This window comes from Neobacillus sp. GCM10027624 (assembly GCF_042675345.1).
Classification (GTDB): Bacteria; Bacillota; Bacilli; order Bacillales; family Cytobacillaceae; genus Neobacillus; species Neobacillus cucumis_D.
The window spans coordinates 86,623-110,297 of the sequence record NZ_JBHTHD010000010.1 but is presented as its reverse complement, the minus strand read 5'-3'; the positions used below and the strand labels follow the sequence as shown (position 1 = coordinate 110,297).

General features: G+C 41.6%; 19 protein-coding genes and 1 pseudogene. 1 reads left to right on the top strand and 19 read right to left on the bottom strand.

The window, feature by feature from the left end; all coding sequences use genetic code 11:
• Nucleotides 1-327 precede the first annotated feature (327 nt).
• The 19 genes and pseudogenes from ACFQZ9_RS14975 to ACFQZ9_RS14885 form a co-directional block, all read right to left on the bottom strand.
• Nucleotides 328-750 carry a MarR family winged helix-turn-helix transcriptional regulator gene (locus tag ACFQZ9_RS14975; protein ID WP_498944399.1) on the bottom strand — a complete coding sequence of 141 codons (423 nt, stop codon included), beginning with the start codon at nt 748-750 and terminating at the stop codon, nt 328-330.
• 68 nt (nt 751-818) lie between these two features.
• Nucleotides 819-1,488: pseudogene (locus tag ACFQZ9_RS14970) on the bottom strand (SDR family NAD(P)-dependent oxidoreductase).
• 122 nt (nt 1,489-1,610) lie between these two features.
• A complete protein-coding gene (locus ACFQZ9_RS14965; RefSeq protein ID WP_498944398.1) occupies nt 1,611-2,417 on the bottom strand; it encodes an SDR family NAD(P)-dependent oxidoreductase in 807 nt (268 codons plus the stop codon).
• A gap of 25 nt (nt 2,418-2,442) precedes the next feature.
• Nucleotides 2,443-3,192, bottom strand: coding sequence for an SDR family NAD(P)-dependent oxidoreductase (locus tag ACFQZ9_RS14960; RefSeq protein WP_498944397.1), 750 nt, complete (start codon nt 3,190-3,192; stop codon nt 2,443-2,445).
• A gap of 127 nt (nt 3,193-3,319) precedes the next feature.
• A complete protein-coding gene (locus tag ACFQZ9_RS14955; protein ID WP_498944396.1) occupies nt 3,320-5,404 on the bottom strand; it encodes a (Fe-S)-binding protein in 2,085 nt (694 codons plus the stop codon).
• A gap of 25 nt (nt 5,405-5,429) precedes the next feature.
• Nucleotides 5,430-6,401: an electron transfer flavoprotein subunit alpha/FixB family protein gene (locus ACFQZ9_RS14950; RefSeq protein ID WP_498944395.1), complete on the bottom strand. Its 972-nt coding sequence runs from the start codon at nt 6,399-6,401 to the stop codon at nt 5,430-5,432.
• 60 nt (nt 6,402-6,461) lie between these two features.
• A complete protein-coding gene (locus ACFQZ9_RS14945; protein WP_498944394.1) occupies nt 6,462-7,232 on the bottom strand; it encodes an electron transfer flavoprotein subunit beta/FixA family protein in 771 nt (256 codons plus the stop codon).
• Nucleotides 7,233-7,462: 230 nt separating this feature from the next.
• Entirely contained in the window at nt 7,463-8,884 is a 1,422-nt protein-coding gene (locus tag ACFQZ9_RS14940) for an MFS transporter (protein WP_498944393.1), read from the bottom strand.
• A gap of 77 nt (nt 8,885-8,961) precedes the next feature.
• Entirely contained in the window at nt 8,962-10,434 is a 1,473-nt protein-coding gene (locus tag ACFQZ9_RS14935) for an aldehyde dehydrogenase family protein (RefSeq protein ID WP_498944392.1), read from the bottom strand.
• A 7-nt stretch (nt 10,435-10,441) separates the two neighbouring features.
• A complete protein-coding gene (locus ACFQZ9_RS14930; protein ID WP_498944391.1) occupies nt 10,442-11,578 on the bottom strand; it encodes an acyl-CoA dehydrogenase family protein in 1,137 nt (378 codons plus the stop codon).
• Between the two features lie 21 nt (nt 11,579-11,599).
• On the bottom strand, nt 11,600-12,796 hold the full coding sequence (locus ACFQZ9_RS14925; protein WP_498944390.1) for an acyl-CoA dehydrogenase family protein: 1,197 nt from the start codon (nt 12,794-12,796) through the stop codon (nt 11,600-11,602).
• 31 nt (nt 12,797-12,827) lie between these two features.
• Nucleotides 12,828-13,244 (bottom strand): Zn-ribbon domain-containing OB-fold protein, encoded by a 417-nt coding sequence (locus ACFQZ9_RS14920; protein WP_498944389.1) that lies wholly within the window; start codon nt 13,242-13,244, stop codon nt 12,828-12,830.
• Between the two features lie 11 nt (nt 13,245-13,255).
• Entirely contained in the window at nt 13,256-14,419 is a 1,164-nt protein-coding gene (locus ACFQZ9_RS14915; protein WP_498944388.1) for a thiolase C-terminal domain-containing protein, read from the bottom strand.
• A 176-nt stretch (nt 14,420-14,595) separates the two neighbouring features.
• Nucleotides 14,596-15,012: a MaoC/PaaZ C-terminal domain-containing protein gene (locus tag ACFQZ9_RS14910; protein WP_498944387.1), complete on the bottom strand. Its 417-nt coding sequence runs from the start codon at nt 15,010-15,012 to the stop codon at nt 14,596-14,598.
• Between the two features lie 52 nt (nt 15,013-15,064).
• Nucleotides 15,065-15,505 carry a MaoC family dehydratase N-terminal domain-containing protein gene (locus tag ACFQZ9_RS14905; RefSeq protein ID WP_498944386.1) on the bottom strand — a complete coding sequence of 147 codons (441 nt, stop codon included), beginning with the start codon at nt 15,503-15,505 and terminating at the stop codon, nt 15,065-15,067.
• A gap of 1 nt (nt 15,506) precedes the next feature.
• A complete protein-coding gene (locus tag ACFQZ9_RS14900; protein ID WP_498944385.1) occupies nt 15,507-17,696 on the bottom strand; it encodes an acetate--CoA ligase family protein in 2,190 nt (729 codons plus the stop codon).
• 286 nt (nt 17,697-17,982) lie between these two features.
• Entirely contained in the window at nt 17,983-20,025 is a 2,043-nt protein-coding gene (locus ACFQZ9_RS14895; RefSeq protein WP_498944384.1) for a helix-turn-helix domain-containing protein, read from the bottom strand.
• A 177-nt stretch (nt 20,026-20,202) separates the two neighbouring features.
• On the bottom strand, nt 20,203-21,837 hold the full coding sequence (locus tag ACFQZ9_RS14890) for a M20/M25/M40 family metallo-hydrolase (protein WP_498944383.1): 1,635 nt from the start codon (nt 21,835-21,837) through the stop codon (nt 20,203-20,205).
• 151 nt (nt 21,838-21,988) lie between these two features.
• Complete coding sequence (locus ACFQZ9_RS14885) at nt 21,989-22,750, bottom strand: dimethylarginine dimethylaminohydrolase family protein (protein WP_498944382.1); 762 nt, start codon at nt 22,748-22,750, stop codon at nt 21,989-21,991.
• A gap of 183 nt (nt 22,751-22,933) precedes the next feature.
• Between ACFQZ9_RS14885 and ACFQZ9_RS14880 the strand changes: the two genes are divergently transcribed.
• Nucleotides 22,934-23,671: an IclR family transcriptional regulator gene (locus ACFQZ9_RS14880; RefSeq protein ID WP_198310588.1), complete on the top strand. Its 738-nt coding sequence runs from the start codon at nt 22,934-22,936 to the stop codon at nt 23,669-23,671.
• Nucleotides 23,672-23,675: the final 4 nt, after the last annotated feature.

Sequence of the window (23,675 nt, the reverse complement as noted above, 5' to 3'; positions counted from 1 at the left end):
AAATTAGTACGGTTCATGACGAACACACTAAAGGCTTACAAAAAAGCAGTCGATACCTATGGAAATGCTCGTATTAAAATCTTTTTTAGGTAAACAAATTTAACTTAAGGGATTCAATACATTGACAAGTAAGGAAGGTCCATATGAAAATACACCTTAAAAATCCTCCTTCACCCTCCCATTAATAGTTAACGCCAACTTAATTTTACCAACTTTTACATAACCTTCAATAGCATTGGTGGATATAACCAATTTAAATTTTCAAAACAAAAAAGCGGCCGGCACGATAGAAGAATACCTCAAAGTGCTAGCCGCTTTAAAATGGATTTAGTTTTTTTCTGAACTGAGTTTTGTATATATTTTTAATAATTGTTGCCTATCCTGTTCGGTTAATCTTTCAAAAAGGTTTTTTCGCAGTATTTCCCCTTCTTTATTTGCCTTTTTTAGCATATCAATTCCTTTATTCGTAATTCCCAAATAAACAATCCTCCGATCCGACTCATCATTCAGTCGAATGGCCAAATTTTTTTTCACGATTTTTTCAGTTAAATGCGTCAGCGTTGGAGGGGTCAATCCCAATGCTTTTGCAAGGTCGGATGGACGACTTTTTCCATATTTCTTTAAGTGACCAAGTACAAGAATATGGGAGACACCGAGGTCTTCGTTAAACGTTTTATTCCACTGAATTATTAAATTGTTCGTCACCTTATCCATTAAGTGAATTAACTCAAAAATAGTTTGTTCTGCCATTATGTATAACAACATCCTCCTGATTTAAAGGTAAGAGCCCCTACTATCAACAGGGGCTCTTCATAATATTATTGTGCAGAAAATCCACCGTCAATCACCAATTCTGCACCTGTAATATAAGATGATTCATCAGAAGCTAAAAACAAAGCTGCATTTGCAATATCTTCTGGCTGCCCTAACCTTCGAAGCGGCGTTGCTTGAATGAGACGGCCAAGAAGTTCTTTTGATGTACTTAAAGCTTGGGTCATCGGTGTTTCAATTATTCCTGGAAATAGTGTATTAACACGTACTCCCTGGCTGCCAAAGGTTGTTGCCGCAGCTTTCGAAATCGCACGCACTGCCCCTTTTGATGCTGAATAATGATTAAAGCCCTGTCCAATTTGGGCCGTATAGGAAGAAATGTTTACAATGGAACCTTTCTTCTGTGCAGCCATGTAAGGTGCAACATGCTTCATGCCGGCAAATGGACCAAAACCATTAATGGACAGCATTTTTTGCCAATCCTCAAAATTGATTTCCTGGTATGGTTTTTCTGAAGAAATCCCAGCATTGTTGACCAGAATATCAATTCTGCCAAAACGGTCGTTCACTTCTTTTGCCAATGCTTCCCAGTCGTCATCAGAAGCAACATTTAATTTTCCCATATACGTTTTCTTTTTGGCTCGCTTTTTCAAGTGCTGCCTCATTGATATCTGCAGCGATGACAATGGCTCCTTCTTGGCTGAACAAGTCAACCATCCGTTCACCAATCCCGGAGGCTCCCCCTGTAATAATGGCCACTTTTTGACCTAATCTTCCCATTTTCAATTCTCCCTAAGGTAAATTTTATGAAACCTGCAAATCTAAATTGCCCATCTAGATTAACCTTGGTTTTTTTTCATAAACTCTTCAAAATCCGAAATTGTTGGGTTGGCAATATAATGTCCGCCCTCTACTTGAATCGTCTGCCCAGTAATAAATTTAGATTCTTCTGATGCAAGGAATAAAACTGTATTTCCGATATCATCCGGTTCACCATGATATGGTAGGGCATTATATTTCGCAAAAATATCCAATACAGCAGGCGGCAAATTATTTTTAGCTGCAGGTGTCAAAATTAAGCCTGGTGCCACGGCATTACAGCGAATATGATGTTTTCCGTATTGTGCTGCAATATATCTTGTCAGATTGACAACACCAGCTTTTGATGCCCCATATGCTGCACGGATTGAATCGCTGAAAAAGCCTGCCATGGATGCTGTGTTGATAATCGAGCCGCCACCGGCTTTGATCATATGCGTAATGGCAAATCTGCTTCCAAGCAGCACACTTTTTAAATTCAGATTCATTAGTCGGTCCCATTCATCAAGATCCATGTTTACAACATCTAAATCCTTTTTCAAATTGGTTGCACCAACATTATTAAATAGAACAGAAATCTTACCGTAGTGCTCAACCGTAAATTCAACTGCTTCTTTAATGGAAGTTTCATCACCGGCATCGAGAAAAATACCTGCCGCCTCTCCGCCTTGGGCTTTGATCTTGTTTACCGCTTCCTTTGCCCCCTCAACATTGAAATCAGCTATAACAACTCTGGCCCCTTCCTTGGCCAATAATGTCGCTGAGGATAATCCTATACCTGAGGCGCCGCCGGTAACCAGGGCCACCTTATCTTGTACTCTTCCCATTTTTGAAAACTCCTTTTTCATACGTTTAGCGTAATTTTATTGAACCGCCGTCAACCATGAAGGTTTGACCGGTAATATAATCCGAATCACTGCTTGCCAAGAATACTGCTACTCTACCAATATCTTGTTCAGGATCTCCAAGCCGGCGGAGCGGAACTTTCTTAATCATCTCATCGTATAATTGTGGAGCACTCTCACGCCATTGTTCAACACCTGGTGTAAGGGCGATAGGCGAAATCATGTTGACATTGATTCCTTCTGGGCCCCATTCATTTGCTGCCACGCGGGAAATAGCTCGAATGGCTTCTTTTGCCGCCGCATAGGACGTTTGGGTGACCTGTCCTTCAAGACCAGCACCAGATGCAAAGTTAATCACCTTACCCCTTGATTTTTTCAATTCTGGGTAGGCTGCCTGCATGAAATGGAATGTCGGATAAAAGCCCGTTCCAAAAGACAAGTCCAAAAGATCCTGTGTGGTTTCAATAAATGGCGCCTGTCTCGATACATGCGCATTATTCACGATAATATCTAGCTTTCCAAATTTCTTAACCACTTCTTCTACGATTGTATATACGGTTTCTTTGACTGAAATATCCTTAATAAAAAGCATACCCTCTGTATATTGGTTTATCTCTTCAAGAGTTTGTTTTCCTTTTTCTTCATTCACATCGACAATGGCGATATGTGCCCCTTCCTTGGCCATAGCAAGAGCAATACCTCTTCCAATTCCTGAGGCGCTTCCGGTAACAATTGCAATTTTCCCTAGTAATCTCATTCGTATGACCTCTTTCCTTGAAAATATATTTAGATATCTAAATATTAGACATCTAAATTCTAACAATATTTTTTTTATCTTGCAACTATAATCCTTCGTACCTAAAAAGAGCGAATTATAGGGTGGCTTAAATAGCTAGTTCTAAAATTTCCGCAATGTCCATGGTCTTAACTTCATTTTCTACTTCTTGAGCTTTGGTTCCATCACTAAGCATGGTTAAGCAATAAGGACATCCGCTGGAAATGGTAGTAGCTTTGGTTGCCATTGCCTGTTCCGTTCTGGCAACATTAATTCTGCTACCGGATTTTTCTTCCATCCACATAAGTCCGCCTCCAGCCCCGCAGCACATCCCATTCTCACGGTTGCGCTCTATTTCTACAAGGTTTACACCTGGGATTGCTTTTAAGATTTCCCTTGGAGGGTCATATACTTCGTTATACCTGCCTAAATAGCAAGAATCATGGAAGGTGATGGTCTCATTTACTGCTTTCTTCACAACAAGCCGTCCTTCCTTCACAAGCTTAGCCAGAAGTTCGGTATGATGATATACTTCTGCTTCTAAACCAAAGTCTGGATATTCATTTTTAAAGATATTGAAAGCATGAGGGTCGATTGTTACAATTTTCTTTACATCGTTTTTCTTAAATTCTTCAATATTCGCAGCAGCTAAATCCTGAAATAGGAATTCATTTCCTAACCTTCGGGCTGTATCCCCTGAATTCTTTTCTTTATTGCCTAATATGGCGAACTTGACTCCTGCCTCATTTAAAAGGTTTGCAAACGAAAGAGCAATTTTTTGACTGCGATTATCAAACGAACCCATTGAACCTACCCAAAATAAGTATTCAAATTCCTCTCCTTGTTTTCTCAACTCTTTTACAGTAGGGATATTAATATCTTCCCGTAACCCTCGCCAATTCTCCCTTTCTTTCCGATTTAATCCCCAAGGGTTTCCTTGCCGTTCGATATTTTGCATTGCCCTTTGGGCATCTCCGTCCATTTTCCCTTCTGTTAAAACAAGGTAGCGGCGAAGGTCAATAATTTTATCGACGTGCTCATTCATAACGGGACATTGATCCTCACAATTTCGGCAAGTGGTACAAGCCCATATTTCCTCCTCGGTGATTACCTCTCCGATTAAGTTAGGAAGCTGTTCAAGTGTTGCTGCCGTTTCTTGATTGCCGTCTGTTCTAGCCATCAAGGCCAATTGATTACCCTTTGTCCCAGAAAAAGCAAATCCTGGTACCCACGGAGATTTAGAGGTAATCGCCGCCCCTGTCAGGGTTAAGTGATCACGCAGTTTTACAATTAAATCCATTGGCGAGAGCATTTTCCCTGTCCCCGTTGCCGGACACATATTTGTGCAACGTCCGCATTCCACGCAAGCATATAAATCAATGAGCTGTGTTTGTTTAAAATCCTGGACTCTACCAACACCAAAGGTTTCCTGCGTTTCATCTTCAAAATTGATTTTCTCTAACTTGCCTGGGGAGGTTAAACGGCTGAAAAACACATTTACCGGCCCTGCAATTAAATGGGCATGCTTGGACTGCGGTACATAGACAAGAAAGCTAAGTAACGCAAACAAGTGAATCCACCAAAAAATATAAAATAAGGTCATCGCTGCCGACGGGCTGATCCAGTTAAAGCAGATCGCAAGAAAGGAAGCAACAGGTTCCGACAATGATGGTAATTGACCATGCCAAATAATTGAGAAACCATTTCCAAATAGGACAGAAAGCATGAGAGTACCGATAAAAATCAAGACAAGGCCTGCTTTAAAACCACGTTTTAAGCGGGTCAGCTTTTCAATATAACGCCGGTAAAAGGCCAAAGCGACAGCAAGAAGGATCATTAAGGTGATGATTTCTTGGAAAAAGGTAAAAACAGGATAGACTGAACCAAGAGGCAGATGTGCCCTTGGTACAAGTCCTTTTAAAATAAAATCGATTGCCCCGAATTGCACTAATAAGAAACCATAAAACATCATGACGTGAATCACGCCGCTTTTCTTATCCTTCAATAATTTTTTTTGCCCAAATACATTTACTTTTATCAGTTCAAATCTTTCTTTAAAACGGTGGTCAAATTCCCGCTTACGGCCAAGTTTAATATATTCATAACGTGTCTTGATTAAATATAGAAACAAGCAAAGGGCGTAACCCGTTACTAAAGTAAATGCAATTATATTGATTAATAATGGGTTCACCATTTTCACTCCCTAAATTCTTGTAGGTTTATTGTTTTACTGCAGCAAATTCTTCGATTAACATAGGAATCACTTCAAATAAATCTCCCACAATCCCATAATCGGCTACTTGAAAAATATTTGCTTCCGGATCTTTATTAATCGCCACTATGATTTTTGAATTAGACATTCCTGCAAGATGCTGGATGGCACCAGAAATCCCACAAGCAATATATAAATCTGGAGTTACCACCTTACCCGTTTGCCCGATTTGGAGTGAATAATCACAAAAATCAGCATCACATGCTCCACGCGAGGCACCTACAGCCCCACCAAGAACTTGGGCCAATTCTTTTAAAGGTTCAAACCCCTCTTTGCTTTTCACGCCGCGTCCTCCGGCTACCACCACCTTGGCTTCGGAAAGATCTACACCTTTACTTGTTTTCCGGACTACCTCTTTAATTACCGTACGTAGGTCTTTTATTTGAGTGGATAAGATGGAAACCTCACCGAAGCGAGATTCATCTTTCAGTAACGGCTGAATATTATTAGGACGGATAGTTGCAAACACAAGGCCATCCGTAATCATTTTCTTTTCAAACGCTTTACCCGAATAAATTGGCCGGGTAAAGATAAGGTTTCCAGCTATTTCTTCAACCGCAGTGGCATCCGAGATGAGACCGGATTTTAATCTGCTTGCAATTCTTGGAGACAAGTCTTTTCCTAGTGCGGTATGACCGAAAAGAATGACGTCTGGATTTTCTTGTTCAATGACAGCAAATAAGGCTTGTGAAAAACCATCTGATGTATATTGTTTTAATTTTTCATCTTCTACCACAACAACCCGATCTGCTCCATATTGAATGAGTTCATTTGCTAGCGGCTGTACATTCTCACCCAGTAATACTCCAATTACTTCTCCGCCTTGAGAAGCAAGTTTTGCTGCCCCAATTGCCTCAAATGAAACATTTCTAAGCGTTCCGTCACGTACTTCTCCTAATACGAGAACCTTCCTGCTCATAAAAACAACCTCCTATTACCCTATTAAAATATTTTCTACTTTGAATGCTATGGCATAAATTTAAATAACCTTTGCCTCGTTACGAAGTAATTGAAGTAACTCACTTACTTGCTCGTTCAATTCACCGGTTAACACTTTTCCGGCCTCTTTTTTTGCGGGCAAAAAGATCTCAATGGTTTTCGTTTTCGCCTCTACCTCATCTTCTTCTAGATCCAGGTCATCTAACTCCAGTTCCACTAAGGGTTTTTTCTTTGCTTTCATGATTCCTGGCAAGGATGGGTAACGTGGTTCATTTAACCCTTGTTGAGCGGTCACCAATAAGGGCATTGTAGACTGAATGGTTTCAGAGTCCCCTTCGACATCTCTTATAACGGTGACCTGGTCACCGTTGATTTCCAGATTTGTAATCGTTGTGATATAAGGAATATTTAAGATTTCAGCTACGCGGGGACCAACCTGACCAGAACCGCCATCAATGGTTACATTTCCTGCAAAGATCAAATCTGCTTCCTTATCCTTCAGATATTCACTAATAATTTTTGCAGTTGTATAGGGATCCCCGTCTTCAAGATCCTCTACGTTAATTAAAATTGCTTGATCTGCCCCCATGGCCAGTGCCGTCCGAAGTTGTTTTTCTGCCTCTTCATTCCCCACGGTCACTACCGTCACTTCACCGCCATGTGTTTCACGAACTTTTAGCGCTTCTTCAACCGCATATTCGTCATAGGGATTAATGATAAATTCTGCTCCCTCTTCATTGATTTTCCCATTCAAGAGAGAAATTTTTTCCTCTGTATCAAACGTCCTTTTTAATAGCACATAAATATTCACAATCATCCCACCTTTATTGAATTTGCTTACTAAATCTATTAAATTACAAAATCCTATTTCTATAGGTTTTTTTCGTAAACGTTGTTGTTCTTGAATAAAGAGTGGTTAATTGGAACGAATGTTTGCTCGCTATCCGTTCCAATCAACCAATTTATTAATCGTTTGCATTTCAAAAATTCGTTTCAAAAACAACAATCTCTCAGAAAAGAGCCTTTATTTTAAATCTATTATCAACCTATAGTTGTGGTTTCGGAATCTTGATTAAGATCTATAACTTCCACCATTTCCTCTCCTTTTGTCTCATTCTTTTTGGGAATGAACATAAGAAATAGGAACGACACAGCCGTAAAAATGGTTAATAAAAGAGCTGTAGTTGAAAGGGCACTTGAGGCATTTCCTCCAGCTGAGAATAAGGCAAATGCGACAAGGGCAAAGGAGGCTCCTACACGTGAAGCAACGTTCTCAATCGTAATATAAGTAAACGAAACAACACCCAGACGAGTTGGACTCGCTTTAGATACAATCACCGATTTCACTACCGGACCAACCGTTCCAATTGCCGATCCAATTAGACTCATAGAAATAAATAAATATATAAAGGAAGTATCGGTTCTTGCCATCGATAACATTCCGACTCCTGCCACTAATAATGCGATGGCTACACCAATTAACCTGCGCGGGGAGTATTTCCCCATTAATCTTCCGCTTATGATATTCGCTACTGCCATGGTCAAAAATAGCGGGAACTGTAATAATCCGACAACGGTTGAGGATTTCCCTTGTACACTTTGGACAAAGAATGTTAAAACGTACATGACACTGCTAAAGGACATATACATAATCACCGCAATGATCGAAGGGCCCCAGAAGTTTCTTGTTTTTGCATATTTGATATCTAACAGTGGCTTCTTTTGTTTTTTTTCGACAGCCAATAGCAATAGGAAGGAAATAATGGAAACCACGAGAGCTGGAACCCACATCCAAGAGGAAATTCCATAATTGTTTATAAAGGTTGGAACGGTCAGGAGTCCTCCCAGCAATAAGAATACAAAGATTACACCTAAGAAATCGAAGGAATCTGACCTTTTACCTTTTACATTTGGAACACCTAAAGCAAATAACAGGAAGGAAAGAACACCAAAAAAACTACAGAGGAAAAAGATAGAGTTCCACCCGAAACGATCTATAAGGATTCCGCTTAAAATCGGCCCAGCAAGTCCTCCAATCACCGTATAAAACCCATAAATCCCCATCGTTTTACCGCGTTGCTGATGGGTAAAGTATCTACCTACGAAGGAAACACCTGCAGGAATAACGGCTGCACCGGAAAAGCCTTTTAAGAAAAGACCTACTACCAAGACCCAAAACGCAGGAGCTGTGGCAATTAAAATGGAACCAATGGCCAAAAATCCTGCGCCAAAAAGCACCACTATTTTCTGTCCAAAAGAATCGGACAGCCATCCCATTAAGGGCTGGAATCCTGTTAGTCCCAATGCAAACCCCAATTGCATATAGACTGCATACCCTGCACCTAAATGAAAGTGCTCGAGCATTTTGGGATAGGCCGGTATATGTGTTGCCTCTGCAAAAACGACAAGTAGAATCCCTAGACATAAGAAGTGAAAAGATCTTCTAATAAATTTCTCCTCCAATAATTTCCCCTCCAATTTGAATGGTCAAATCCATCTTTATCGGTATAAATAGGGAAACTAAAAAGTTTCCCTATCTCTTACCCCATTTCGATAATGCATGTCTTTTCCCGTGTGTTCTCTAGAATCGAATCCGTTCCATAGCCACTTTCCTTTACACCACCAAACGGCAGCTCTGGTCCCACTCTTCGATACGTATTTACCCACACATTACCGGATTCCAATTTTCTAATCATTCGATGGGCACGGTCTAAGTTGGTCGTCCAAACCCCTGCTCCAAGACCATAGGCCGTTTCATTTGCGATTTTTAGAGCTTCTTCTTCGGTATCAAATGGCATCACAACTGCAACAGGCCCAAAAATCTCTTCTTGGCATATACGAAGCGAATTGCTACCAACAAGAATCAAGGTCGGTTCAATCCAATAGCCTTCAGCAAATGAAGGGTTGTTTGGCAGCAGAGCAGCTCCCCCATAACGGCCGCCGACAATAATTTCTCCGCCTTCCTCTTTACTCAACTCGATATAGTTACATACTTTTTTATATTGAACACTATTGGCAATCGGTCCCATGGAGGTTTCCGGGTCCATCGGGTATCCTAGCTTAATATTTTTCTCTATTTGTTCTTTCATTAAAGAAAGCATTTTCTCGAATACTGGCCTTTGAATCAGGATTCTTGAACCGCCCACACAAATTTGCCCTGCGTTTCCTGTAAAAATGCCATTAAGTGTTACGCCTTCAGCCGCTTTCTCAAGGTTTGCGTCGGCGAATACAATATTAGGCGACTTTCCACCTAACTCAAAAGTTAGTGGTTTCGGTGCCTGGGCAGAGGAACGAACAATTGCTTTCGCTGTATTCACTGATCCGGTCAGGCTAACCCGATTCACATCCCGATGACGAACCAATGCATCGCCAACATCCCCATCACCGGAGACAATATTTAAGACTCCAGGGGGAAGAATGGTATTCAAAATTTCGCCATATCGTAAGCTGGAAACGGATGCAAACTCAGATGGTTTGATTATCACGGTATTCCCAGCAGCAAGTGCATTGGCAGCTTTAATCGTAAAGGTAAAGAGTGGTGCATTCCACGGAAGAATGCCGACTACCACTCCTAATGGCTCTCGCAGCGTATATCCAAAACTCTTTGAATCGAGCTGAACCGTTTCTCCCCGGCTTGCCACGGCTGCTGCACCAGCAGCATCATGCCAAATACTGGTCAATACCGGAATCAATCCATAGCTTGTTTCCCGGATGACCCAACCAATGTCTTTTGTTTCTAATGCGGCCAGCTCTTCGGCATGCAGGACTAACTGATCGCCAATTTTTCTTAGATAAGTCGCACGTTCCATCGCTGATAAGGCGGCCCAATCGTTAAAAGCCCGCTTTGAAGAAGAAATTGCATCTTCGGCATCTTGTATAGAACTGCCGGGCACCTTTGCCCACACTTTACCTGTTGCCGGGTCAATACTATCAATGGTTTTGCCGGATGATGCTGGCACAGCTTTTCCATTCATTTGATTTTGGTATTCCTTGATTTCACTTACGATTTTCATCTAGCGATCACCATCCCAATGCAACTGCGGTTTTTTCATAATAGCTTTGCGTACTTCCCAGGTAATTTTCATAAAAGCGTGCCCGTTTTACAAATAAATGGCAGTCCAATTCTTCGGTAAACCCAATGCCGCCGTGAATTTGAACATTATGTGCTGCTACACGGTTAAAGGCTTCGCTTGCAAAAATTCGGGCGCTAAAGATAGCCTGCACACGATCCTCTGCTCCACTTTCTAATGCCCAGTTCGAATAGTAAGCTAAAGACCTTGCTGTTTCAAGATCCAGCTTCATATCGACAATCCTATGCTTAATGGCTTGGAAACGGCCAATTGGCTGACCAAACTGTTCTCGAATCTTAGCATATTCGGCCGCCATTTCGACGACCTTGTCCATTCCGCCAACCATCACGGATGCAAGTGCCGCATTGATCGAAAGCAATCCATCCTGCAGAACCTCCCAGCCTTTATGGATAGGCCCAATCAATTGCTCGTTTGAGATGGCAACATTCTCTAAAGTAATTTCAGCTAACTGGCGTGTTTCATCGATATTTGCTAGTCTCTTAATCCTTATATTGGGGTCAGATTGATCAAGGACCACCAGTGAAATCCCCTCTGTCCCTACTCTTTCGCCTGTACGAACAAGCAATATCAAACTATCAGCCATCTCGGCATCTGGAACAAGTGTTTTTGTTCCATTTATAATGATTCGATCACCCGTTAAGGAGGCAGTCATTCTTATATCTGATGGGTTGTAGCTCCCTCCCGGTTCAAGCCATGCAAGGGAAAAAGTTTGCGTTCCATCGGCAACTGCAGGTAGGTACTTTTCCTTTTGCACGGTTGTTCCAAATCTCTCCAGCAAAGGTACGGCAAATGCATTAGTTTCTAAATATAAACCTGGGAGCACATTCCGGCCCAGCTCTTCTAGAATGGGAACCAAATCCAATGCTCCGAGTCCCATTCCACCATTCTCTTCCGAAATATTTATACTAGTACAGCCTAACTCCACCAATCCTAAAAAAGCAGATTGATAGAATTCTTTATCACCCTTAATAAACTCACGGGCAATTTTTGTTTGCCCCTTGTCATTTAGATACTTATGAACATAATTGCGAAACATCTCTTGTTCTTCATTTAATGAAAAATCCATGACTTGTCACCCCCGTTTTCACTATCTTCCCATATCTTTAGGAAGTCCTAAAATCCGCTCCGCGATCGTGTTTTTCTGAACTTCGCTCGTTCCTCCCCCAATCGTCATACCGAATGAATAAAGAAAACCCTCTTGCCAATAGGAATCTCCGATTTGGGCATCCTCTTTCCATAAAACTCCTTGATGCCCCTGTATGGACATAGACTGAGCAAATAATTCCTTGGTTAATTCACTCACCAATAATTTATCCATGGATCCCTCTGCACCTGGATGCCCATTCTTTAGTGTCTTAGTAAGATTGCGATAATAGTTTAGAAGAGAGCCTCTTGACCGTGTATATAAATCAACCATTGTCTTACGAACAAACGGATTTTTAATTAGTGGATGGCCATCTTCTCGCAATTCCTTTGTTAAAACAACTAAATCTTGAAATTGCTGTTCCAAAGTAAAGACTTGGGCTCCGATTCCCGTTCTTTCGTGCATTAATAGGGCAATCATTACCTTCCAGCCTTCATCCACCTCACCAACAATGTCGGCATCATAAGCAATCGCGTCTTCAAGATACACTTCATTAAAATCATGTTTGCCATCCATTTGGATGATGGGCCGTGTTTCCACCCCAGGCTGTTTCATATCTAATAGGAAAACAGTAATCCCTTTATGCTTCTTCTCTCCTTTGCTTGTTCTTGCAAGAAGAAAACAACGATCTGCCAAGTGTCCAAAACTCGTCCACACTTTTTGTCCATTAATTTTCCAACGATCCCCATCCCGCACTGCAGAGGTCTGGATGGCAGTTAAGTCAGATCCTGCGTTCGGCTCCGAATATCCCTGGCACCAAACCTCTTCACCTGTTAATATTTTCTGAATATAGGCAGCTTTTTGTTCCTCTGTCCCGATTTGCATCAATGTAGGTCCGACCATATGAATACCAACATAATTCACCAATGGCGGAGCTTTTACTCGGACCATTTCCTGCTGATAAATAATCTCCTCTATTAAACTGGCATTCCGGCCTCCATATTTTTCCGGCCAGGCAATCGCAGCGTATCCACCCTCATATAATTTTTTTTGCCAGTTTCTTAAGAATTGAGAATACTCATTTCGCCCTTTTGGAAGCTCTCTTTTTCCCGCAAGCCAGCCATCCGGTAAATGATTCTCAAGCCATGTCCGTAATTCTTGGCGGAAGGCCTCTTCCCTTTCTGTAAAAGAAAAATCCATATTTATTTGCCCCTTTCAAATACCTCATTCATTAAGCCTGGATCCATTGCGGAAGTGCGCGTTCTTCGTTGATATCCTGCCAGGTCATTTTTACGCTCATTCCAATCTTGACATCCTCAGGACTGCAATGGATAATGTTCCCAATTATCTTTACATCAGGAGCTTTTTCAAGCTGAACGACCGCAATTACAAGCGGCAGATCATCCTGAAATCCAGGAAGAAAAGGACGATAAGAGATCACATAGGAATAAACCGTCCCTGTTACATCACTGCCAAGGTTCTCCCAGCTAAGTTCAGTACTGCCGCATTTTGCACAAGCTGGTCCAGGTGGATGCAAGTAGCGTTGACAACTTTCACATTTTTGGATCATAAGTTCATGACGATCCGCGGCGTCCCAAAAGGGATGATTATCCTGACTTTTTAATGGTATTGGTTTTTGATATCCCATTCTAACCCCTCCTAGTTTCTTAGAATCATAGCCCCTGCAATATCTGGACCCGCCCAGCCAGTACACAAGCCGATCTCACAATTTTCTACCTGCCGGTCTGTTCCTTTATAATCGTGGCGGATCTGGCGAACAATTTCGAGAACGTTATTCATTCCATGTGTATAGCCTTCGGATAGCATGCCACCCGCTGTATTACTCGGCAATCTCCCACCCAGTCGTAAATTTCCATCAGCAACAAAATCTCCTACTTGACCGCGGGGAGCGATTCCATAAGCCTCAAGCTGGCGTAATACCACCCAGCTGTAGCAATCATAGATGGATGCGACATGAAGATCTTCCGGTTTAACCCCTGCCATTTTATAGACCTCCGGCGCAACGTAATCCGCAGCAACTTCGGAAAGATCTGACCAGTAATGCGCATGGGATACACATTGTCTTGCAGCAATCCCCATAATGTACACGGGTCTTGATTTACCATTCTTGGCCCTTTCAGCTGAAGTAACAATCAGTGCATTGGCTTCATCTGATTCAAGACAGAAATCATGCTTATTAAACGGATAACTTAAGTACGGTGTGTTTTTATATTCCTCCATGGTTAGCGGTTTTCCGTAAAAAAATGCTTTTGGATTCCGCTGGGCATGTTCATAAAAGCTTACACATACATGCCCCAAATGTTCTTGCGTAAGCCCGGTTTCATACATGTGCCTTGTTGCAAAAAGTCCAAACCATTGACTTGGTCCTCCTGCACCATAAGGGATGATAAAGCTTCCTCCATCAATGGCAGATTGAAGCATATTTACATCCCATCCGCCGCCGCCCATCCTGACACCGGATCGGCCATTCATCGAACGGTAAATTAAAACGGTATTGACCTGACCTGTTTCAATTAATCCAATCGCATCAGCAATCAGCATCTCTGTACTGCTGCCTCCGCCCATGATATCTTTTACATATTTAGGACGAACCCCTAAATAGGTGGCTAATTGATGGGAGGTACAAGAATCATTTTCACTATAGCTCATAAACCCATCGATCTCTTTCGCTTCAATACCTGCATCTTGAATGGCTGCTCTTGCTGCATCTAAGGCTAAATGCAGCGGGGTCGTGCCTGAATTTTTTGATCGTTCACTTTCCCCTACACCAACAATCGCATAGCGGTCTTTAATCAATCCCACGAGAAAACCTCCCTCTTATTAGAAAAGCGCAAGCGCCTTGGTCAGCCCCGACAAGCATAAGACGAGCCGGCGGGAAGGTTGCTCTTTAACCTTCCTGACGGATTGGCTTATGTCTCGAGGGGCTAGGCGCTGGAGCTGGACAATTCTCAAAGTCAAATTTTTTACTTTCTTGTCTATTAGAAAAAACGTAAAATCGCTTCTCCGGACCCGACAACTTTTTCCGGCGTCTTCTCCGCTTTAAGTTCTAACCTGACAAACCGTTTGCCATCTTCCTCATAGAATTTTTGGACGATGGCAGAACAGGTAATTTGATCTCCCGGCATGGTCATAGCGCCAAATCTCATTCGAAAGTTCGTTATTTCTGCTGTTTTGCCGGCCAGCCCTATTACGTATTCCCCTAAAAAACCCATCACCAGCATTCCATGGGCAATGACACCCGGCATTCCAATGCTTTGGGCAAACGCATCATCGGTATGCAGCGGGTTATAATCACCAGAAGCTCCCGCATATTTTACTAATTGCACCTTTGTAACAGGTGGTTTAACCAATGGCTGTAAAACCAGCCCTTCTTGTAAATCTTCATATACCAGCATTTATCATCCCTCCTTCGTATGAACCGCAGATTAAAAGAATAAAAGGTTGATTCTATTGCTTTGGCCGGTAAATAATATTCGTGCGGCTGATGACGACCAGATTTCCCCTCTCATCTTTCATCTCTGTATCTAACACTAAAAACTGCATTTTCCCGCTTTTTCCCTCCCGTTCATATAAATCGGTCACCTTCATTTGACACACCAACCGGTCCCCGGATCTAATCGGACGGTGATAAATAAATTCCTGTTCACCATGAAGCATTCTCTTTGGGTCGAGGTCCAAGTCAATCCCTTCGCCTTCCGCACCAATGGCAATCGGAAAAGTGGGTGGGGCAATGATTTCCATGTAAGGAGTTTGTGCAGCATACTCCTCATCTACGTAAAGCGGATTGGGGTCTCCAATTGCTTGAGCAAATTGGCGTATATGTCGTTTTTCTACTTCAAAAGTAAATTCTGGACCCGTTAATCCAATAATGCTGCTGTCCAAATCCATTTTATCTCCTCCCTGCTTCAGTTTTTTCAAGTGAAGAATGACTCGTAATGATTAAGGCATCCGCCGCTTTTAAACCATTCTCATAAACAATGAGTGGATTGATATCGATTTCTTCAATCCCACCATCTGCATCAGAAATTAAATCCGATACTTTTAATAAAACATCGATAATTGCGTCAAGGTCAGCAGGAGCCTGCCCTCTTACCCCTTTCAGAATCGCCTTTCCTTTAATTTCTTCCATCATCTCTACTGCATCTTGACGGGTTAGAGGGGCAACACGGAAAGAAATGTCTTTGAACGTCTCAACAAAAATTCCACCTAGCCCAAACATGATGACCGGTCCAAAAACTGGGTCCTTTGTTACCCCTACAATTACCTCTGTACCTTTCGGCAGCATCTCTTGAACAGATACACCATTGATGACGGCATCAGGATTGTACATTTTAGCGGAACTTAAAATATCCGCAAAGGCATTCACTACATCCTGTTCATTTTGTAGATTCAATCGAATGGCATTTGCTTCTGTTTTATGAGGAATATCCTGGGAGTCTATTTTCATTACAACTGGAAAACCGATACTTTTGGCGTGCAAAACAGCTTCTTTCGCTGTTCGCGCTAATGCTTTTTGGGAAGTTGGAATATGGTATAGTTCCAATATTTCACTAGATTCAAATTCACTTAGTGTTACACCTGGCTTTAACAGCTGCTGTAAATTTGGGTTTGAGACTTTTAGAACGGGATACTTTTGTTCTTTTTGAGCCTCGTTCATTTGATTTTTACGATATTTATCACTGTACTCTACCAATTTTGCCAGAGCTCCAATTGGATTTAAGTTCCCAGGTATTACAGGAATTCCGTTTTTTTCCATTTCAGATGTCCCTTTAGGGATTGACATTCCTTGTAATGGGAAGGTTGTAACTAGCACAAATTTATCCGATTCCTTACACTTTTGAATAAACTCTTGTAATAGTGGGTGATCGTCTCCCCAAAACATTGGAAACTCAGTAAATATTAAATTATCAATCTCTTGATCTTCCAAAAGTGCCTTCAGCGGTGCGATAAACAACTCAGGATTCGTAACTGCGGCTGCAGCGGTTAAATCAACTGGGTTGGAGGCACTTGCAAAGGATGGTAAAGCTTCTTTTATTTTTTCCTTCGTCTCATTCCTTAACGGGATAATCTTTAGTCCGCTTGCCTCACAGCGGTCTGCTTCATTAATTCCCCTGCCGCCGGAACTTGTAATAATGACCGTATTACGTCCAGTGGGCAGCTTACCTGATAGAAACAGTTTGGAGAAAGAAATAATTTCTTCGTAGTCATTTGCTCTTACGATTCCTGTTTGCTTAAAAAATGCATCATAGATTTGGTCTGATCCCGCCAAGGAACCTGTATGGGAAGCTGCGGCCCGGCTTCCGGCTGAACTGCGTCCTGTTTTCATTACTACAATTGGTTTATTTTTGTTCAATGCTTCCTTTGCGAGCTGTCGCAGTTTAGCAGGATTTTTAGCTCCCTCGAGATAACCGCTGATGACTTTCGTTTTTGGGTCATGAATCATATATTCCACAACGTCAGCAAATTCTGTATCCATTTCATTTCCAACACTGACAAAATAATTAAAGGTTAATCCGTTCTGGGCCGCCGCCATATAAGTTAGAATCCCGAAGGCTCCACTTTGAGAAACATATCCTACAGCCCGCTGATCGTTTAATGGATGGCTCATTACAGCTGGTGAGAAGGTTCCTACCAATCCATTCAAAGTATTGACGAGTCCAACACAGTTAGGGCCGATTAATCTAATTCCGTACTTTCTAGCTGTATCTGCAATCATTTCCTGCTGTATTGCCCCCTCTACTCCTGTTTCTGAATATCCTGAGGCAAAAATAATTGCGGCTTTCACCTTTTTCTTTCCACAATCCTCGATGCTTTGTAAAACTTGACTGGCACTCACACAAAATATTGCTAAATCAATGGGTCCAGGGACATCTGATAATGTGGAATAGCATTTTAACCCGGCAATTTCAGTTTCCTTTGGGTTAATCGGCAGGATCGCTCCATCATAGTTCCCATCCAATAATGCTTTCACCTGAATGTAACCCAGCTTATTAGGATTTTTTGACGCCCCTAATACTGCAACGGAACGAGGATAAAATAAGGGGTCCAAACTTCTATAGGAAACGTTTTCACTTTTCATTTCTTCCACCCCAATCTTTACTATTGTTTTCATAGTTGAATCATACACAATTGGTTTTTAATATTCAGAAAACAAAGCGGCTTATATTATTTAATTATTAGTGAGAAAAAAAAGAAAAAGTGGTTAAAAACCTTGGTCTATCAACCGCAAAATAAACTTGTAATTTTTTTATGTACACCATCATCCCGACATTTGTTCAAGACAACCTCGACAAATGTATAAGATAAACCCTTTTGACGAAAAAAAAGAACCATATGCACATTTTTCATGTACATATGGTTCTTTTTCATTCAAAGCGCTTCAGCCATTTCATCAGCTTAAACTGAATTTTTTTAGATGGGATTTTTATACCTCTTTCAATATTGCTTAGATAAGACGTGGAGATTTCCAATTCCTCCGAAACATGTGCTAAAGCCAAGTCGAACTTTTCCCTAATCTCCCTTACACGTACTCCAATCAATTCTGCTTCTTCACCCAATACCTCTTTCTGAGGTTGTCTTATACTCTGGCCTTGATGGCTTCTCTTAATTGGACGATATTGTTCCATTATAAAATCCGGAGGCTGAATGTTGATCATAGAATTCAGCCAAATACGCCCCCATCCTTTTTGGTCGGCGATCGACTCTTCCCATTTCTCATAGTGCCATGCCCCAATTACACCATCTTGCTGCAAGGTATCAAGTGCCTTTTCCAATCTTTCTCTTGTGCGTGACGGGGTTCGCTCATTTATTTTGACACCGATCGCTTCAAGTAACGTGTTGATTTTATTCGGTTGCAAATAATCCTCTTTTCTGGCTTGTATCCGCCAACGCCAGCTAAGGTATCTTGTTAATCGCTTCTCCCATGTTTTTCGATACGGATCATAATGTAACACCTTTAAAGGAAGAAGAGCCACTTGTCTTCCTGATCCAAACAAGTATCTAGAAAAGACCTGGTCCACTTTATAACTTATTTTTTTCTCATTTGTTTCTTCCGTAATGGGATACTCGACTCGATTCTGGTCAACGAAAAGAAAGGCCCTGCCTTGGAGCCGAGTCTCGGAGGGCTTCCCTTTTTCATAGACAATCGTTTTTTCCAAGTCTATCCAAAGTTTCTGTATAAGGGAAAGCGATTTCAATACTTGACGGCGCTGCTTCTCCTCATATCCGCCACGACGTCCATCACCACCCATTTTTGGTTTTAAGCCCCGAATAGCTAACAAGGCATCCAACTGGATTTCGACGACATCATCTGGATGTTTGGCATTTGATAAAAAGAAGGTACAAAGAGCATCAAATATATCTGCTTCTAAATCCGATAAGACCTTAACCTCCTCCCAGGTTTCTTTTACAATGGGATGATTATTATGTAATGGGTAATAGTCTTTTTTAAAGGGTTTGATTTGCAGGATCCCCTTAACACTGCTCTTTATAATAGGGAAGGTGGGCCAAAGAAATTCTTCTTTTTTTGTAAAACTCGTTTTATATAAAGCTTCACGAACAGACTGATACGGTGCATTATTCATGACAAATATACAGTCATTCCCTGCTGAATTAAACGTGAACTCATTTACAGGAGAGGGTGATGGATGTTCAGAAATGGAGATATCTTTACATAGCAATGATTCGATTTGCTGAATAGAATAATTTTCTAAATTTAAAAAGGTAATAATTTTTCCAACCCACTCTAAGGTATAGTTATTTACTATACTTGTAAACCTTGTAATGAAATTTTTATTTTGTGAAAAATTCATGGAGATAAATTGATAGAATTGCTCGTTTAATTCCTTTTTCTCCAGCTGGATTAATCGATCCTCGCCAAGGGTTTGGGCCATTTCTTCCAGTACCCATTCAGTTAAATAGATCCGGAACCAATCACAAAAGTTATCCCAAACATCCTCATTAACTAAGAAAGTGTCTCTTTTTAACATTTCCTCAAAATAGTGAATCGACCGGCTTTTCATTTCTACATCATTAAGAATCGTGGAGAATATAGGAGAAAACTTTTTATACTTCGTTAAAAGATAGTTCACAATATTATTGGAGATATGCCTAATTAACCGATTCCTAGCCGCAAGACGCAAGCTATTAAACACGTGGGTGCTTTCCTGATAGACTCGGTCCCAAATAATAAAAGTATTAGATCCCTTTGTGTCCGCAGATAACGGCATCGCTGCTAGTGAATTCTTGGATTGCTCCCACTCTAAACCAGTGTGATCTTGAATTTTATAATCCTGTTCATAGACGCATAGTATCAGATAATTATCTATTTTTGCTGATAACTGTTTTGAAATTGGGTTCATCCCTTCAACATCTATATGATTAGGACCGGCAGCATTGGAATTTAACATCATTACCTCCTTGAAAATGTGCGATTTGTAGAAAAAGTCACGTTGTTTAGAAGATAAGATTATCTTTATATAGTTTACCACTCGGTTTTATACTATTCAATATTTTCAGAAATCGGTAGATGTATACGAAATTACACAAAAAGGACAACCCGGTGTTGTCCTTTTTCATCATTAATCTTATATACAAGGTACCTGTCCCTTTGTGTTGTTCCTGCAAATCGACTTTATTAGCCCTTCCACAAGCGCCGGAACTTCTTCAAATGCACTCTTCATATGGAGGCGTTCGGTGCGTTTGTGGGCGTCTTTTCCAAACGGTCCTACGTTAAGTACGGGTGCTTGGAGTTGTTTCATTTCCTCAAATGGGATGCTGTAGCTGTCTCCCCAAACCGGTGTGTTGGCGACAAAGGAATTCCAGCCCTCGTTCGTATCATTGTAATTCACATAGCTTAGGTCGCAAATGCCATTGAAATAGTGGATTTGCCCCACCGGCAACCCAAATTTCTCCATGCCCTGCGCTTGAATATGGCTCACACATTCGCGAATGAATTCACTATCAGACGAATTGACGGCTGGATAATATGGCGGTGCATAGAGCAAAATCATCGCCGGTGCCAACTCTTGGCACTCAATCATTAATGTATCAGCGATTTGGAAGGACTTATCGCGGTCATCCCACTCGTTGTTCGCAAGAACCTCCGCTTTCACCGCATCAACAAACTCCTGACCAAGCTTCCTTACGGCATGCTCGAGCAATTGTTCATAACGGAGAACACGGACTTCCCCTACCGGTTTAACGCCCTGAGCCGTACAGATTTTTTGATAGGCCGTATTGCAGGCCTTTGATGCGTCCCCGGCAATCTCTTCAAAAATATCCATGATTTCCGCTGCATTCCGCTTCATTAAAAATACATTGTACAAGGCAGCTGCACGGAATGGTGTCTGTGCCGAGTACTCCATTTTTAAATCTTTTTGTTGCAATGTCACCGGAAGCGGAGTCTTCTCGCCCATCACCGTTTCCTCGAGTTTGACGTTCCACTCCATTTGCTGCGTCATAAACGAAGCCATATAGCTTGCAGTAATCCCGCTCAGCGGTTCGCCTACATGGGTTTCACGCCCGTAAAAAAGCACGGACGGCATAATTTTACCGATTGAGCCGGAGTAAATATAATAATTGCGGTCACCCGGCTGTTGCGTAAATACCGGTTCTCCATTTAAAAATAATTTATAGGTGAGACCGTGTTCTTCACGCATTTCAACTAATTTCACCACCGCGGCCCGCATACCCGCCGAATTAACTTCTTCATCCGGAACCGTTAGTAAAATAAGATTGATTGGCCATTTTTCGGCGGAAGCCTTTTCAATTAATCCCATATGCATGACAAGGCCCATTTTCATATCCATCGTACCACGTCCGAACAGATATTCACCAGAAAGAAGATCTTCTCTTGCATCCTCCGGCAGGCTGTCGATTCGGCTATGAAGTAATTGCGTTAATTCCTCAGGCTTGAAGGCGAATTCTTCGATATCCCCATATTCCGCTGTAAAAACCGTATCAAAATGACTAATGAGAACAATGGTGTCCTTGGCTTCAGGATGTTTGTATAGAGCAGTGACGAATTTTCTTCCTAAATCCGCATCATGAAGACCTAAGTGGCCAGGGTTCTCTTGAAAATAAGGCAAACTCTGTAGTTTCGCTTCCAGCTTTTTAGGGAATTCCCGTTCTCCCGGCGTCAGTGTCCGGCTTTCCCAGCTCACAACCTCACATAGCAAACGGCGAAGTCCTTCTTTTGTGGCCCATTGATTTTCTGTCATGATCTTCTATCCCCTTTTAAGGTAATACACTTTGTTTAAAAAAGCGGAACTCATTTTAAATATACTGCTATAACAATCTATTTACTATCATTAATTGGCTGGCATTTCATGTCAGGAGCGGCAGAATGGAGCAGCTTTTTCTATGAAGATATTAGAAACGCAAAGATAAGCAGCTTAGTCCACCATCTAATTTACGGAATTCGGTTGTATCCACTTCAATGGTTTTGAAGCCTGCATCCTCAATATTTTTCTTAGTTTCCGGGAATCCAGCTGGGACGATTACATAATCGTTGACGCGGATACAGTTGGCTGCGTACTCTTCTTCAGGCGGCACAATGATTTTTTTGTAAGAATTGAAGTCAGCATGGTCGATGAATTCACCTGCGGCCAAGATGATTCCTTCCCCAATGTAGTTAACTCCGGTTTTTAAGTGGAAGAATTTCTCTAACTCCACAATGGTAGCTTTGTAGTTTTCCGATTCCAGGATTTGTTTTAATTGTTTCGCACCTTCATGATTGGTTCTTGCAGAAATGCCAATATAGAAATGATCTTCAATTTGTAAAATGTCTCCGCCATCAAGGGTTCCAGGTGCTTCAATACGATAAAATTTTTCATAAAAATTCTTTAATGCCGGCTCCATATCAATAATTTCGCCATTGCGGGTTGCTGCGCCGGGATTGGTTACTACAGCAAAATCTGGTGTAAGAACAGCAGTATCCTCAACGAAGGTGGAATCAGGGTAGTTTTCGTTTGCAGGAAGCTCGGTTACCTCCACGCCGCATTGTTTAAGGGCTGCTATGTAAGATGTATGCTGCTCTTGCGCTTTTTCTAAAATTGGTGTTCCTAGATCAGAAGTGGTTAATCCGTTTACATATGTTTTCCCAGGTGTTTTAACGATAACATTTTTAAACATGTAATTGACCTCCGTTTTTTCACATAGTGGAATTTTGTTTCATCAAATGAAATTTATAATTTGATAGTATAGCAGTTCGATAATCATGTCAATATTTTTAATTTTTAAAAATTAATGTATAGTAATGATAACGTTCCACAATACGGAATTTTAAATCATCAATTAGAAAATGGAGTTGAAGAAATGCAAACGATTGATCGTGCGATGGAAATCATCGAGATTATCTCCAGCAGTGAAGCGGCAAAGTGGTTGTCGATTACGGACATATCGAAGGAGTGCGGCCTTCCTGTTAGTACCATCCACCGCTTGTTGAATTCAATGAAAGAGCATGGACTGATTCAGCAGGATCCGGACTCGAAACTTTACACGCTGGGAAATAAATGGCTGGAATATGGCTTGCAGTTATATGACAGCTTCGATTTTGTCGGCCAGATTCGCCCTGAAATGGAGCGATTAATGAACGAGGTTGGAGAAAGTGTTTATTACAATAAGCCGTTTGGGCTGGAGTCGCTTGTGGTTGAAAGAATTGATTGCCCGACCAATCCGATTCGGATTTATGACCAGCTTGGGAATCGGATTCCGATGCATATTGGTGCGGCAAACAAGGCGATGCTCGCGTTCCTGCCGCAGGCGGAGTCGCAGAAAATTGTTGGTGCACTGGTCGCTGCGGAGGAACAGGAGGCATTTTTGGAGAAATTGCAGGCTGTAAAATTACAGGGCTACGGCATTAGTCATGGCGAAAAAACGAAGGGAACATCGGCTGTGGCCGCTCCCATTTTTAACCAGATGAATGAACTGATTGGCGCTATTAGCATTGGGTATGTCAATTTCCAAGTTTCGGAGGAGCGGGAAAAGCTGTTGATTGACAGAGTAGTGGAATATGGAAGGCGGATTTCGTTGAAATTGGGGTATAGGTACTAGATAG

Excerpts from the sequence above, each read along its gene's own strand:
- ACFQZ9_RS14975 (WP_498944399.1), bottom strand. The coding sequence starts at position 750 with ATGGCAGAACAAACTATTTTTGAGTTAATTCACTTAATGGATAAGGTG.
- ACFQZ9_RS14965 (WP_498944398.1), bottom strand. The coding sequence starts at position 2,417 with ATGGGAAGAGTACAAGATAAGGTGGCCCTGGTTACCGGCGGCGCCTCA.
- ACFQZ9_RS14960 (WP_498944397.1), bottom strand. The coding sequence starts at position 3,192 with ATGAGATTACTAGGGAAAATTGCAATTGTTACCGGAAGCGCCTCAGGA.
- ACFQZ9_RS14955 (WP_498944396.1), bottom strand. The coding sequence starts at position 5,404 with ATGGTGAACCCATTATTAATCAATATAATTGCATTTACTTTAGTAACG.
- ACFQZ9_RS14950 (WP_498944395.1), bottom strand. The coding sequence starts at position 6,401 with ATGAGCAGGAAGGTTCTCGTATTAGGAGAAGTACGTGACGGAACGCTT.
- ACFQZ9_RS14935 (WP_498944392.1), bottom strand. The coding sequence starts at position 10,434 with ATGAAAATCGTAAGTGAAATCAAGGAATACCAAAATCAAATGAATGGA.
- ACFQZ9_RS14930 (WP_498944391.1), bottom strand. The coding sequence starts at position 11,578 with ATGGATTTTTCATTAAATGAAGAACAAGAGATGTTTCGCAATTATGTT.
- ACFQZ9_RS14925 (WP_498944390.1), bottom strand. The coding sequence starts at position 12,796 with ATGGATTTTTCTTTTACAGAAAGGGAAGAGGCCTTCCGCCAAGAATTA.
- ACFQZ9_RS14920 (WP_498944389.1), bottom strand. The coding sequence starts at position 13,244 with ATGGGATATCAAAAACCAATACCATTAAAAAGTCAGGATAATCATCCC.
- ACFQZ9_RS14910 (WP_498944387.1), bottom strand. The coding sequence starts at position 15,012 with ATGCTGGTATATGAAGATTTACAAGAAGGGCTGGTTTTACAGCCATTG.
- ACFQZ9_RS14905 (WP_498944386.1), bottom strand. The coding sequence starts at position 15,505 with ATGGATTTGGACAGCAGCATTATTGGATTAACGGGTCCAGAATTTACT.
- ACFQZ9_RS14900 (WP_498944385.1), bottom strand. The coding sequence starts at position 17,696 with ATGAAAAGTGAAAACGTTTCCTATAGAAGTTTGGACCCCTTATTTTAT.
- ACFQZ9_RS14895 (WP_498944384.1), bottom strand. The coding sequence starts at position 20,025 with ATGTTAAATTCCAATGCTGCCGGTCCTAATCATATAGATGTTGAAGGG.
- ACFQZ9_RS14890 (WP_498944383.1), bottom strand. The coding sequence starts at position 21,837 with ATGACAGAAAATCAATGGGCCACAAAAGAAGGACTTCGCCGTTTGCTA.
- ACFQZ9_RS14885 (WP_498944382.1), bottom strand. The coding sequence starts at position 22,750 with ATGTTTAAAAATGTTATCGTTAAAACACCTGGGAAAACATATGTAAAC.
- ACFQZ9_RS14880 (WP_198310588.1), top strand. The coding sequence starts at position 22,934 with ATGCAAACGATTGATCGTGCGATGGAAATCATCGAGATTATCTCCAGC.